General features: G+C 58.7%; 8 protein-coding genes. 1 reads left to right on the top strand and 7 read right to left on the bottom strand.

Annotated features, from left to right (window positions below; translation table 11 throughout):
- Positions 1–23: 23 nt before the first annotated feature.
- Entirely contained in the window at positions 24–425 is a 402-nt protein-coding gene (locus FYK55_RS09515; protein ID WP_161604395.1) for a hypothetical protein, read from the top strand.
- Positions 426–700: 275 nt separating this feature from the next.
- Here FYK55_RS09515 and FYK55_RS29650 read toward each other — a convergent pair whose 3' ends face one another.
- The 7 genes from FYK55_RS29650 to FYK55_RS09475 form a co-directional block, all read right to left on the bottom strand.
- Entirely contained in the window at positions 701–1,036 is a 336-nt protein-coding gene (locus FYK55_RS29650; protein ID WP_235908553.1) for a hypothetical protein, read from the bottom strand.
- Between the two features lie 195 nt (positions 1,037–1,231).
- A complete protein-coding gene (locus tag FYK55_RS09505) occupies positions 1,232–4,672 on the bottom strand; it encodes an efflux RND transporter permease subunit (protein ID WP_150076155.1) in 3,441 nt (1,146 codons plus the stop codon).
- 13 nt (positions 4,673–4,685) lie between these two features.
- Entirely contained in the window at positions 4,686–6,104 is a 1,419-nt protein-coding gene (locus tag FYK55_RS09500) for an efflux RND transporter periplasmic adaptor subunit (protein WP_150076154.1), read from the bottom strand.
- Between the two features lie 858 nt (positions 6,105–6,962).
- Entirely contained in the window at positions 6,963–8,660 is a 1,698-nt protein-coding gene (locus FYK55_RS09490; protein WP_150076152.1) for a VWA domain-containing protein, read from the bottom strand.
- 206 nt (positions 8,661–8,866) lie between these two features.
- A complete protein-coding gene (locus tag FYK55_RS09485) occupies positions 8,867–10,291 on the bottom strand; it encodes a magnesium chelatase (RefSeq protein ID WP_150076151.1) in 1,425 nt (474 codons plus the stop codon).
- Positions 10,292–10,361: 70 nt separating this feature from the next.
- On the bottom strand, positions 10,362–11,135 hold the full coding sequence (locus tag FYK55_RS09480) for a hypothetical protein (protein ID WP_150076150.1): 774 nt from the start codon (positions 11,133–11,135) through the stop codon (positions 10,362–10,364).
- 673 nt (positions 11,136–11,808) lie between these two features.
- The gene (locus FYK55_RS09475) at positions 11,809–14,244 is read right to left on the bottom strand and encodes an alpha/beta hydrolase (protein ID WP_235908552.1); all 2,436 of its coding nucleotides are present in this window, start codon (positions 14,242–14,244) and stop codon (positions 11,809–11,811) included.
- Between the last annotated feature and the right edge of the window lie 5 nt (positions 14,245–14,249).

Genomic DNA, 14,249 nt, shown 5'->3' with positions numbered 1-14,249 from the left:
ACGATTGCTGGGGGGCGCATCAAATGCATTCGCATCATCTCGCGTCGATGCACCACGTCAACGTTTTGGATGCTTACAGCGAGCAACTCGAGACAATCCCCAAAGAGGTACTTCAAGAACAAGTGCAGGCGATTCAAAAGGAAACCGTGGCATCCAGGAAGTGGCTCGCGTCGTTGCCAAGAGAACGACTGGCGGGGCAAGCGGAGGAGAGCGTTAAAGGGATCCAACAGTCACACGCTCAGACGATTAAAGCGGCAAAAGCCATCACAGCCGAACTGCAGAACCCAAACGTCAATTACACGTCGGTTTCCAATCAGGTCAATCAGATGTCTCGTTCGCTACGAAGTGGCGAATCCCACATCCACGACGCGTACAACCATTGGAAACTCAATCCCATCCATCGAAGGCTACACCCGGGCACCTGACGCTGTTTCGATCGCTTTAGTGGTGCTGGGCGATCGTGGTCAAGGCGACAATTGTCCGGATGGGTGCAGGACCCGATTGCCCCCGCCACTCGTTGCCAACCGACCACTTTCCAATGGTGACGCTCCAATCCAGCCTGGCTGGACAGCGGCACTTGCAATCAAAAAGACCGTGATTTGCGGTGCAATGAGCGGCAAGTCGCTAGCCGCCGGTTGAGGCGAGAAAACCCGCGGCTAGCGCCACGCGGCTCACCCAAAGTGGTGCTGTCCAGCTACAGCTAGTGCGGATGGTCACCGTGGGGCTCTTCCGTGAAATCTCCCGAGTACGGTGTTCCATCCACCACGCCACTCATCGTTCCGGCATACTCTTGGACGACCCCCAGCTTTTCGTGGTTGCCGACAAATCGCGAAGCCTTTCCCTCGGGGTCTCCTGCTTGTGGTGATGCGTTGAGGGTTACCTGCATGACTGGATCCGTGATGCTCAGTTCGATGGTTTCAGCCTCGATCGGGACGGGGCTGGTCTCATCGGGTCCCAGAATGTAGACCGTCGCCTGCTGCTGGTCGTGATCGACGGTGAATTCGACGTGAAACTTCCCACCGCCCCAATCAGCCACGGTCCCATCATGAGGGCCAACGCCGTGTCCGTGGCCTTCGACGCTGTGATCTTGCTGACTCTCGCTGTCCCCGTGGTCGTGCGGCGCTTCTGCGGTCGTCTGAGGTTCGGTCTCGGACGACGATTGACAGCCCGCAATTGACAGTAAAGCAGGGACGAGGAAAAGGAATACAAACTTCTTCATGGGATCAGCCCTTTAAATGGAGTTGACTTCGTCAGCGTCCGCCAAGCGTTTGGCGTCTCTGCCGCTGAACTTCCAAAACAGTCCTGGGTGAATCAGGAACTCGCAAAACGTCGAAGTGATGAGGCCGCCAAGAATCACGGTGGCGACCGGATACAGGATTTCTCTACCGGGTTCTTGCCCTCCAACAACGAGTGGGATCAGTCCAATACCGGCGGTCAAGGCGGTCATCAGCACGGGAGCCAGTCGCTCCAGACTGCCGCGGATAATCATTGATTGTGAGAATGTCTCGCCCTCTTCTTTCATCAGATGGAAGTAGTGTGTCACCAGCAGGATTCCATTGCGGACGGCGATGCCGCCGAGCGAAATGAAACCGACCAAACTGGCAACGGTCAGGTTCTGTTGGGTGATGACCAAGGCCAGGACTCCGCCGATGAACGCGGTGGGCAGGGCATTGAGGATCTGCAGAACGATGCGGACCGATGGGAAGAGAATCATCAGGACACCAAACATGCCGATCACGGAAACCCCGGCCAGGATCACGATCAACCGCGTGGCGTTTTGCTGGCTTTCAAACTGACCCGCGTACTCGACGTAGTACCCAACCGGCATTGAAACTTGCCGGTTGATCCGAGATTGGATTTCGTTCACCGCACTCGCCAGATCGCGACCTTGGGTGTTGCAGCGAATGACGATCCGCCGACGGGCGTTTTCTCGGTTGATTGAGTTGGGGCCGACTCCTTCAGAAACGGTCGCTACCTCTCGCAATTCGATCTGGCCACGTTCTGCTTGATCATTTTGATGTGGCAAATCGATTCGCAGGCGTCCCAGATTTGCGTAATCGGTTCGATATTCTTCCTCCAGCCGGATGAGCAGATCGAAACGGCGTTGCCCCTCCAACACTTCCGAGACCACTTCGCCTTGCAGCGCCGTTTGCAACACGTCGGCCACGTACTCGCGGGTGATCCCGTAAAGTGCCAGATCTTCGCCTCGCAGTTCGATGTGCAATTCGGAAGTCATCCGCAACGGTTCGATGATGGGGGGCGTGATTCCTTCCACGTCATCCATCGACTGCTTGACCTGTTCGGATAGCGCCAGCAGTGTGTTGAGATCGTCCCCGTGGATCTTGACCGCGATTTGTGCGTAGACTCCGGACACCATGTGGCTGATCAGGTGCGCGAGCGGTTGTTCGACTTCGATGTCGACTCCGGGAACCTCTGTTTTGATGCGTTGCAACAACTCCGCAAGCATTTCCTCACGATCCTGTTCCGCATCCGGATTCATGCTCAGGATGTATTCTCCGAAATTGACTGGCGAAGCATGTTCATCCATTACCGCTCGGCCCGTTCTGCGGACGAAATTAAGGATTTCGCCGTCCGGATTCTCCGACGTTTTTTGCATGCTTTTGAACACGCCGTCGATCGATTCCGAAACTTGATTGGAAGCCTTTAAAGACGATCCCGGCGGCAGGGTCACGTTGACTTGGACGCTGCCTTCGTCAAAAGGAGGCAGAAAGTTGCGACCGAGCGTTGAAAGCTGGATGGCCGCGATGCCAACGACGATCCAAGTCACCGCTAGCAGGCTGTGCGGAATCGCCATGCTGGTGCGAATCAACGGTGTCGCAAGCGATTTCAGCGTGCGGAGCAGGAAGCCGTCTTCTTCACGGTGTGTCGCACCGGTATTCGGTAGCAAGTAGTACGAGAGGACGGGGGTCACCGTCAGCGAAACCGCAAACGACGCCAGGATCGAAACGATGTAGGCAAAGCCGAGCGGCGCGAACAGTCGGCCTTCGACACCGGAAAGTGCGAACAGAGGCAGGAACACCAGAATCACAACCGTGGTGCCAAACAGAATTGCGCTGCGAATCTCTTTACTCGCCTCGTACACGACCTCGATGGCTGGTCTCGGAGCGTCGCGTCGATTGTTCTCTTTCAGACGTCGAAAGATGTTCTCGACGTCCACAATGGCATCATCGACCAATTCCCCCATCGCGACGGCGATTCCGCCCAGGGTCATCACATTGATTGAAAGCTCGCTGCTGCTGAACCATCCGATCACGCGAAAGACGAGCGTGGTGATGACCAACGACATGGGAATCGCGGTCAACGTGATGAACGTCGTGCGAAAGTTCAACAGGAACAGAAATAGAACGATGATGACCAGAGTCGCGCCAATCACGAGCGCCTCGGCCACATTGAATATGCCACGGTCGATGAAGTTCTTCAGCCGAAATAGCTCCGAGTTGATGATGATGTCCGCGGGCAGCGAAGCTTCAACTTCCTCGAACGCAGCCGCGACGTCATCGGTCAACTTTCGCGTGTCGACGTGCGGTTGCTTGACGACCGTGAAAACGATACCTCCCTCGCCATTGACGCTGCCGTCACCCCGCTTCAATTCAGGACCCTCGATGACGCGGGCGACCTGTTCGAGCAACACCGTTCGTTTGGGATGTCGCGCGACGGCGATTTGCTGCAAATCGTGCACAATGTCGTGAGAACCGGTGCCGAGCCGTCCGAGCACACGAATCGGTCGCTCCGTCTCGCCGGTAATTGCGAAACCTCCGCTGGTGTTGATGTTGCTTTCCCGCAGCGCCTGCTCGACGTCCTGGACCGTGACGTCGTATTCGAGCAAGGCGGTGGGGTCGAGCAAGATTTGATATTGCTTGCGATCGCCGCCGAGCATGAATACCTCAGCGACGCCGGTCACTTTCAGCAATCGTGGTCGGATGATCCAGTCCGCGATCGTGCGCAGTTCCATCGCACGCTTCGCATTGGTCGCGAACAGCACCTCCTGGTGCTTTCCGTCAATCTGCAGTCGCACGGTTCCAGAAAGCGTGTCCTGGTCGGGTTCGGAAACCCATTCGATCACTTGAAATTCAATCGGCTTCCAAGCCGCGTGATCCTGCCGATCGGTTACAGACCAGACTTGCAGTTTCGGAACATCGCCCTCGCGAAACAGTTCCGCAATGGTGTTCGGTCGTCGGACGGGAGCCAGGACGCCGCCGTTGGGGCCGCGTTGACGGTAGATCCCCGCGACCACAATTTGCCCCATGATCGACGAGGGAGGTGTCATTTGAGGCCGAATCCCAGCGGGCAGGATGCCCTCCAGCGTGCTCAATCGTTCGCTGACGGTTTGCCGGGCTGCCCGAATCGGTGTGGTCCAATCAAACTCGATGTAGATGACGTTCAATCCAGCCGTCGTTTGACTGCGAACCGCCTGGACGCCGTTGGCGCCCATCAAGGCGATTTCTATTGGCTGTGTCACAAGTGTTTCGACTTCCTCCGTGGCCAGGCCCGGCGCCTCGGTGATAACGACCACCCTGGGGCGATCGAGATCGGGGAACACGTCGATCGGCATTCGGGTCGCAAGGTACGACCCGTAGACTAGAACGACCAGACTGGCAATCACGACCAGCATGCGGTAACGCAGCGAAAGTCGTATGATGGCGTCAAGCATGTGATCTCCCCAATCAGTGTGCGGCGTGAACGGTTCCGTCGGCGTGCACATGCAATCCCGGTTGCTCGCCGCTGGCGGATTGAGCTTTGAGCACACGATTGAGCGAGGCAGCCGCGTTCTGCGCGAAATAGGCTCCCGTTGTCATGCTGCCGTCGTTTGCAATCACGACGTTGCGTCGGTCTCGATGCAGGACATGCACCGAGATCTGGTTGAAGAGATCTCCGTTCTGGCGGAATACATACGATTCAGGGCCTTCGCTGACGACCGCGTCGGCGGGCATCACAAAAACGTCCGTCATTTTTTCAACAGGGACGTGGATCCGAACGCGCTGCCCGGGACGAAAACGCCATACCAGAAATGTCTCCTCGTTCTTCTGATAGGTCCTCGATTGATTCGAGAGGGGAATGAAGAAGTCGAACGTTCGGCTTTCGGGATCGATGGAGTTTGACAAATGCCGAATTGAAAACGACGTTTCGAGTTCCGGCCAATATTCCGGCGTGTCATCGGCGAAATCGATTTGCACGTTTCGTCCTTGCTGCGCCGCGATTTCCAGGAATCCGGCTTCGCGTTTGAATGCATGCCCGACGACGTACAACGATCCGTGGTTGGATAGGTTCGCAATCGGTTGGCCCGCCTGAACCGTCTGGCCCAGTTCCACCGGAAGCTCCTGGACCTCGTAGGCGATCGATCGGTCTAGTTGATCCGCGACGATGTACCCTGCCTGAAGAACGGACGGGGCATTCCCGTCAAGTGACGCGGTATCCAATGTCCTTGGTTGGGGCGCGACCACTTCGATGGTGGAAACAAAGGCACCCGATTCGACCTGGTCCACCTGTGAAGGGCTCAATCCACGGGTAAGCAATTCCTGGCGGGCGGCCTGCGTCAGAGTCCGCTGACGCTTGATCTCATTGCGAAGCTCGATCAGCCGACTGCCAGACACACCTCCCACTCTGGCCAACCCGGAGACGCGGTCCAGTTCGGCCTGGACGAGTGAAATTTCCTGAACGGCCTGGAACAACCGTGTCTGCGTCGCCTGGAGGTATTCGCTGAACAGCTGCAAAGTGACCAGAGTTTCACCGGGGCGAACCGTATCGCCAGGATAAACATGGATTTGCGAGACAACGCCGACGGCCGGTGACGTGACTCCACGGTCGGAGATGCCTGGGCGATCTTGCACCATTCCCGGAATGGTGATGACCCGCCAATAGTCCGTTGGCCTCATCCCCTTGGAAACGAGATTCAGGTTTTTCCTTGCTTGCTCGCTCAGCTCAAGAACTTTTAAATCATTCGATGCGGCGTTTTCAGACCGATCGGGCGTCGTCGCATCATATGGCTTCGGCAGCAGGTTCTCACGGAATGTCCAGAGCAGGGCCAAGCAAACGACTACCATTGCCGGACCAGCCAGCACTCGGAAAAGCTTTTTGGGTGACATCTTCAGTACTTCTGGCGAATGCTAGCGGGACAGCGCCACTTTGCGTGATCCGCGTACCGCTAGCCGCGGGTTTTCTCGCCTCAATCGGCGGCTGGCGCCTTGCCGCTCATCCGATCTTTTCGGACAGAGCACAGCCGAAGACGACGATGCGACGACCAACCGCGCAGGAGGAAACGGCGTTGGCTGATTCGCGCGTTCAATTGAAAGGCCGCGTCGGTAAGAAACAGGGTGTGGACGTAGAAAAAGCCAGGCGAACCAATGTGTTCGCAGCTTTTCTCGCTACAACCTCAGCACCGCGTGCAGCAGATAGAGTGGCCTCGACCCGGAAATGAGGTCAGCAGAAGGCGGTCCCGTGTCGGTCCAATCCAGACAGGCGAACTCTGCCTGGAAGCTCGAGCTGGCCGACAGCAGAAGACTAGAGCTAATAGGGCTCGTGCCAACGTAGACGGCACTTGAAGCCACGTAGACCGTGTCTGAATCGTGATCCGTGGAAGAGTGAAGTGGATCGCCCCCATCCGAATCCTGAACACCCCCGGACGCCGACTTTTCTTCGGTTTCGACCGCACGATGATGCGTATGACTGGCATGGGAGCCAATCGAATGATGGTGCCCGTCCGAATGGACATGAGGCAAATGGACGTGTGGCCGCGCCGCGTGATCATGCGGCGCGTATTCACCGCCGTGAGAATGCGAGAATGCATTCCCAACGATCAGAAAGGGCAGCAAGATGGCGGCGAGCAGGCGATTCAAACGAGAGCATCCCGGTGGGCGTGAAGCCTCAAGTATACGTCACGGTTTCATCCAGGTCCAAGAGCAAAGCGACTTGATCGCCTTCGGGCAAATCAACCACCATCAGGGTCAAGTGATGACTTCTCGCTTGTTTTGGACGTAGTCCCACAGGACGAACCGGTCCAGGTTGTTGCCGCTGGTGAAGAACACCCTTCCGGCAGTGGACTTCGCCAACCGGCTCGCGAACCGGATGTCTTCTTCCGATTGGGACCAGCTGGGCACCAGAAAGATGTTGATGGTGATCCCTTCCTTCTGGCACAGGGCCGCCTCCCGCATCGTGGCCTGTTCGGTGCGCGGGTCCGGCGGATAGAGCATGAACAGCCATTCGCCTTCGCAGTGCGCCGTGGGAAGACCGTCCGTGATCAGCACGATTTGACGATTGGGCGTGTCACAATTCGCTAGATTCTGCCGAGCCAGCTGCAGTGAACGCTGGATATTGGTGAAGTGCTGATGGATCTGCGTCTCGCTGATGTCAGGGTCACTCATGTCGGCTTTCAGCCGCACCCAAGGGTCATGAATGGAGACCGGTTTGGGCATCAAGTTGACGATCTCGCCGGGGGCACGAAGTTTGGCGAACGTGTACATCTCGATGAACCGCAGAAAGTCTCCCGGGTACTCCGACTGGATCAGTCCCTGCAGGGCCAGCGCCATCCGCTTGACGTTCATGTATTGGCCGTCGTAGCGCATCGACCCGCTCATGTCCATGATCACGCACGTCGCGCACTTGGGGTGGTTGCGGGTCTTGTGGATTTCGATGTCGTCGCTGTGCAGTCGCAGCGGACGCTCGTCACCTTGACGGAGCAGAGCGTTGATCACGGTTTGCGGGATGTCCATATTGGCGACCGAGTCCCCGAACTCGTAGGGCTTGGTCTGTTGCAGCTCGACGGCGCCTTCACCGACGACGTTGCCCTGGTGCCGTCCGGTCCGAGACGGAGCCAATTCGCTGAAGATCCGTTCAAGCAACCGACCCTGAAAGATTTTGTAGGCTTGCGGGGTCAAGCGAAATTGGCCGCCTTCGCCGCGTTGCAGACCCTGGCGTTCGGCCTGCTCGCGAATCATGTTCTCGACCTGCCGCCGCATTTCTTCCAGCTGTTCCATGTCGCCGGGCTCGGCAAACTCTCCCAGCATCTCCATATCGATCAGGCCGATCTGCGCGGACTTGGCGGCCTCTTCAAGCTGCTTGAGCAATTCGTCGATCTTCTCCAGCTCTTCTTTGATCTCCAGTGCCTTGGGCACGGTCATCGATTCGTTGCCGGTGAACTCGTACTTGCTGTCCAGTTCTTCGATGTTGTGTTTGTCCGCCATCCGTGCGGCGACCTTCAACAATTCGGAGGCAGCATTTCCGCTGATGCCTTCGGCGCGGTACCACAGGGCCTCCAACAGGTAGGGCTGCTCGCGGTTGATCGCTTGCCGGTAGGTATCGTTCAGCTGTTTGGGCAAACGCACGTTCTTGGCGGCTTGGTGAAACGCCTTCCTGGCTTTCTTTTGAACCGTTCGAGCTTCATAGGTCTCCAGGATCTTCCGTTTCCTCTCCTCCAGCATCGCTTTCAGAAAATCGATGCTGGGTCCAAGACCCTGGATCTGACTGGGATCCAAGCGAACCGCCCGGGCCAATTCTTCTTCGCTCAGCTCTCTGAACTCGCCATACATCATCGCCTGTTCGAAGGCGGGGGAAACCAGATCGGGCGGTTCCTGCGTCGGCGGCGGGAAGGAGGCCGGATCGTATTTCTGGTAGGCGTGAATGATTCCGCCGATGCGCTGATCCATGACTTCAATCTCAAAAAAGGTGATCGACGGGGCAGGGCTTACCAGCCGCATTTCGTTTGGGACACGTTCGTCCAATGCCATCCGCAGCGAACCGGATTACGCCGCGACGACAAAATGGATCGCTAAAACAACCCGCCCCCAGCCGGCGATTCGTCGGCGAACTACACCGACCGAAGCGGTGACTGTCGGTGGTCGCTCCACAACGATCAGATCTCGTATTCGATTTTGCCGTGACGCTGAGCGCGGCTGATGCGGTCCATGCTGTACAACCCGGCCAACACAAATTCGACACAACTGGCCCGGGCCGCGTCGCTGTCGCCGGCATTGACTTCGAATGCCAAATCCCAGGCCGGCGGCACGTTCTTCAATCGATCGGCATAGTCGGCACTGGGCAGCAGATCGCCGACCTCCACGCGGACGCCGCCGCGGAAGATTTCTGCGATCTCGGCAAGCCCATGTTCTTCGACGTATTCGGCAAAGATCACTTCGATGGCTTTGGCCACCACGGCATCAAGCACCTGACGCTCGCTCATTTGGTGCGTGCCCATCAGGTCCAATTCCAGTTTTCCCAGCGAGCTGGAATACAGGTGCCCGAGGTCGCTGATTCGCGGCACCGCCGGCTTCTCACCGTGCAGGATGCCGCGCTGTCTGGCCGACGCGACCATGGTGCGAAAGTTCGCCAGGGAGAATCGGGCGGACACTCCCGAAGCCTGATCGATGTACTTGCTCTTGCGCGCCTGCTCGGTGATCTCCTCAATCAACTGAAACATGAAGTAAGGAACCTGGACCGGGTATTCGCCCTGCAAGTCCTCGCCGACTTCCTGCTGCAGGATGTCGACCCCCTGGTCCCGTTCGGTTGGGTAGTGCGTTTGAACGATCGTTCCGATCCGGTCCTTCAGCTGCGGGATCACCTTGCCGCTGCGGTTGTAGGTCGAAGGGTTGGCTGAGAACAGGATCACGATGTCCAAATCAAAGCGGATCGGGTAACCACGAATCTGCACGTCGCGCTCTTCCAGAATGTTGAACAGGCCGACTTGCACCAGGTCGTCCAACTCCGGTAGCTCGTTCATCGCGAAGATCCCCCGGTGCATCCGCGGGATCAAACCGAACGACAAGGCTTCCTCGGCGCTCATGCTGACGCCGCCGGTCAACTTCGCCGGATCAATCTCGCCGATGATGTCGGCAAATTTGGTCCCCGGCGAGAGCCGTTCGGAGTAGCGATCGCGACGATGCCACCAGGCGATATTGATGTCTTCCGGATCGTGTTCGGTCACCAACCGGCGTCCCAACGACGTCACCGGCTTCAGCGGGTCCTCGTGTACCGCCAAGTCGGGGTGATCGATGTAGGGAATCCACTCGTCCAGAAATCGGGTCAACATCCGCATGATGCGGCTTTTCGCTTGGCCCTTTTCTCCCAGAAACAACAGGTCGTGTCCGGCCAACAAGGCGAGGTTGATTTCCGGGATCACGGTATCGTCATAGCCGACGATGCCGGGGAACAGTTCTTCCCCACTGGCCAGCATGCGCGTGAAGTTGTCGCGCATCTCCTGTTTGACCGTCTTGGATTCCCAGCCACTGTCCAAAAGTTCTTTCAGCGTCGTTGCGGCGGGCGCAGCTGTCGCGACGTTCATTCACACTCATCCGTTAAAGAATCGAGTCCGGAGCAATACGTCTCGATTGTACGCCGCCGCAAAGCGCGACTTAACCGTCGACCTGCGAATAACGGTCCCGGATGGCGCGGACACTTTGGCCGCGGATGTATTTCCAGACCGACAATCCAACTGCGGCCGAAAGAACCAGCACCATGATCGAGACGATCACGGCGGGCTGACGCAGTCGACGTCGCATCCGAGTGACTGCTGGAGCCGAATGCGGCACGCTCGTCCCGATCTCCGCCGGCGGGGGGGCGACCGATGTCGACTCCACCGCCGGTTGCGGTCGCGAATCGGAAGCGTGGGCAGTAGCCACCGGCTGGTATTCCAAGTGACGCAACGCTGACTTGGTCGCATCGTTCCGCCCGGCGTCTAGTGTGGCGTTCATTCGCGGCGGCCACGACTGTTCCGTTGCAGGAACGTCCGCATGCGAGGGGGACGCGACGTCGTCGTGCTTTGTCGGTTGAACAATCGCGAACGCGGCCCGTTCGGCACTCATCAAGTCGCCCTGACGGATGCGTCCCAAATGGGCCCGCGCGTGGTCGTTGCCGCGTTGCCTCGGGTCAAGCAGGCGATACGTCGACAAAGCCACACGAAAGAGTTGTTCCTCGGTGGCGACACTCGGGCAGCGGAGCTGCTTGCTGGCCAACGATTGTGATGTCCTTGCGGCAGCGCGACGGATGACCGCCGAGCGGGTCTCCCGCGGTGATATCCCGATCCGTTGGAAGTCCGCCGGACCCAACGTGCCGTCACCATCGCCAACACGGCCCAGCCGCGTGGCAGGGGATGGCGGGCGGAATTCGGCGGGTTCGGTGGTCGACACGGGAATCAAAACCGGTGGGCAAGGCAGGTGGGTGGGAATCGAAGGCCGTCTTCTCGGCCGCCCGCGGGGAAGGGAACGGGCGGCAGGCATCATTCGTTTCCCGGGCATTGTCCTTGTCACTTTCACTGGCGTCCAGGTTCACTTCTGCGACACTTCCGCCCGCAGATGGGAACGAGCCTGAATCGAAGGGCAAGGGCAGGAAACTATCCCCAACGGCCAAGATCCTGCAGGATTTTTCTTCAGGAGGTGATCCTGATCCCCCGTCGACCCTGTTCGGAATGGGACCGTTTCGGGAATCGAACCGTGCTGGTTGAGGCTGCCGCCGGTGGGCGAACGATTGTCAGGCGGAGCCTGGCGGGCAGTGGGTTCCAAGGCGGGAGCCTTGGAACCAGGCATTGGTGGTCTTCCCCTCCCCTCGTTCCTGGGCGCCGCCCTGGAACGCCATGCAGGGCTCTGTTTGTCAGGCGGAGCCTGACGGGCAGTGGGTTCCAAGGCGGGAGCCTTGGAACCAGGCATTGATGGCGTCCCCCCCCTCGTTCCTGGGCTCCGCCCTGGAACGCCATGTAGGGCTGGCTCTGCCAGCCGGGAGTATCTCGGAAGATTGAGCCTCGGACTTCGCAGCGGCAACCGTCTCGGTTCCTGCCCCTGTCCCTAGGGAACGGCTACCCTGTCCCTACGGAACGGGCACCTTGGCCCAATAAGGGCGCTTGCGATCCGCACGCTGGCGGGCATCTTCCAGGATCGTTTCTACGTCGAAGTCAAAGTCGAAACGTGTGGGCGAAGTCCCGTAGCGGATCACCACCTGCTGACTCAAATCGATGCCCATCTCGGGACGCAACCAGACGATAAAGTTGTCGGCGGGACCGGAAATGCGAATCTGGTTCCCTGATCCCACTTCGCCACTGACCTTTCCAGCCCGCTTGCGTTTCTCCTGATCCCAGAGGACAGGATTCAGATCGACCAGCGGTTTCAACGGTCCCAGTTCCAGCCACCAAAAATACTGATCGCCGCTCCGCATCGTCGCGGCTTCAAAATCGGTCGGGATCGGTTTGCGGACGTGCGTGGAAACGTTCAGCCATTTGAACATTTCGGGCAATTCTTCGAAGTAGGGTTCGGCGCCGCGTCCGCGGTACATCACCACGGTCGCATCGTTGCGGACGTGCATGTAATCATCAAGGATCGGCCCCATGCGGATCAGCGGCGCTTTGGGGCCGGACGATTCGCCCATCACAAAGTACAGCGGGATGTGTCGGGCGTTGGGGAAATAGTGCTGGATCGTCTTGGAAGGCTCGCCGTTGATGCTGATCAAGCCGGCCCAATGATCCGGGTGTGAAAGCGCGATGTCCCAGGCTGCGGTAGCGCCTTCGCCGTGGCCCGCCAAGTAGACTCGGTCGGCATCGATGGAGGCTCGACGCATGGCGTGGCGCAGTGCCGCCAAGACCGCGTAGTGTTCCCGCGGCGTGTATTCGTACTGCCGTTGTTCGGTGATTCCCCAGACGGGAGAAACGACAATGTATCCGTGCCGCATGGCTTGACCGCTGCGCGCTCCTTGGACCGGATCATACTTGCCGGCCCAATAGGTCATTTCCAGTTCGGGCGGAGCGTTCGGCGGCGACAAAACCACCAGGCACGGATACTCGCGAAGCGGATCGTACTCTGGCGGCAACTGGATCATGTAATTGGGGGTCGCATCCAGATCATCGACGGCGGGCGGTTGCGAGACGTCGCCGATTCGGTACAGCCCCGGCACGTCGGGGTCTTCGGACCCTTCCGGCCAGGTTTTGACCGGATGCAGTAGAGGCAACATCCTCGCGATGTATTCGATCTGCGCCCCTTCCAGCGATTTCAACTCTTCCAGGATCCCCGCCCGGCGATCGGCGTCGGCGGAACCGAGGTACTCCGACACCAGGTCACGCACTTGCACCAAGGCGGTGGCTACCGTCAGGTTTTGTTCGCCCGATCCGGGACCGAGCAACCAGCCGGCAACGGCCAAGGCGACGCGTTCTTCCAGCGTCACGGTGTCCGACTGACGCAGTCGCGAATAGTCGTTCAGCCGTGGAAGCGTCGCCGAAGACAGGTTGGCTTGGATCTCATTGAGAATCGGTTGCAGGGCGTCCCGAGGTGCCTCGTCCAATTGTTCGATGTCTTGACGAAGGGCATCGGCCAAAGACTGGGCCTGTTGTTGTAACTCGTCAATTCGAGCCAGCTCGTCGCGGACCGTGATGCGGGTGGTCCGTCCGACGGCATTCATGGGAAACCGGCTCAGGATGTCCCGAGCGAATTGCTCCTGGCCGACTGAGGCGCGTAGCTTGGCCTCGTCGATCAACTGAACCGCCTGCTGTTGCACGATCCCGATCAGCTGGGCTTCCATGTCCTTGGCTTCGGGAAAGTCACGGATCGTGCGCGTCAATTCTTCTTCGGCGGCGCGGTGCAAGCCGGCTTCGATAAAGAAACGCACGACGACCAAACGCTGGTCCAGATCGGTCTGGTCAATCCGCCGGCGAAAGATTCTTTGCAGCGTGGCCGGCGGAATCGATCGCGTGGCGACCCGCATGTCCCATTCATACGCCGGTTTCTTGTTGAGCGCTTCGATCTTGGCATACCGCGAATTGATCTCGGTAATGCCCTGAATCACGTCCAGCGATTCGCCCGTCGGACCACGTACCGTGATGACGCGGCGGCCGAATTCGTTGAAATCGGACACGGCCAGGATGTCGCCGATCCCTTGAACCGGACGTCCTTCCAAGGGCGGTGCCTGTTTGAATTCAATCGTTTGTTCGACGCCACGGACGTCCTGCGGCGGACCCGCGACCATCCCGCGTCGGTGCACATACACGCGGCGCAGACCATCGTCGACCAGCAAAATGGGGCGGGATTTGACGTCACCGCGTCCGCCAGCATCAAAAGGATTCTGGTTTAGCGAAGCGATCTCCGCCATCAGACCCTGCAGCGTGATCCCGCTTTTGAGGACCACCCGCTGGTCGGCTCGAGCCACACGATGGGAAATCACGACCAGCAGCGCGACCACCAGCAAGCGGATCACCGCCGGTCGAGATACTGCCGGCCGAAACACCGCAAGTCGAAACACCGGCGAGAATCGTGCGGTCATTCGAG

Origin of the sequence: Roseiconus nitratireducens (genome assembly GCF_008629675.1) — a bacterium.
Classification (GTDB): Bacteria; Planctomycetota; Planctomycetia; order Pirellulales; family Pirellulaceae; genus Stieleria; species Stieleria nitratireducens.
Note: the sequence above shows the minus strand (reverse complement) of the source record. Positions and strands in the feature narration are given on the sequence as shown.

What these genes read in the sequence shown, in the direction of transcription:
- FYK55_RS09515 (WP_161604395.1), top strand. Translation starts at nt 24, where the DNA reads ATGCATTCGCATCATCTCGCGTCGATGCACCACGTCAACGTTTTGGAT.
- FYK55_RS09505 (WP_150076155.1), bottom strand. Translation starts at nt 4,672, where the DNA reads ATGCTTGACGCCATCATACGACTTTCGCTGCGTTACCGCATGCTGGTC.
- FYK55_RS09500 (WP_150076154.1), bottom strand. Translation starts at nt 6,104, where the DNA reads ATGTCACCCAAAAAGCTTTTCCGAGTGCTGGCTGGTCCGGCAATGGTA.
- FYK55_RS09490 (WP_150076152.1), bottom strand. Translation starts at nt 8,660, where the DNA reads ATGGATCAGCGCATCGGCGGAATCATTCACGCCTACCAGAAATACGAT.
- FYK55_RS09485 (WP_150076151.1), bottom strand. Translation starts at nt 10,291, where the DNA reads ATGAACGTCGCGACAGCTGCGCCCGCCGCAACGACGCTGAAAGAACTT.
- FYK55_RS09475 (WP_235908552.1), bottom strand. Translation starts at nt 14,244, where the DNA reads ATGACCGCACGATTCTCGCCGGTGTTTCGACTTGCGGTGTTTCGGCCG.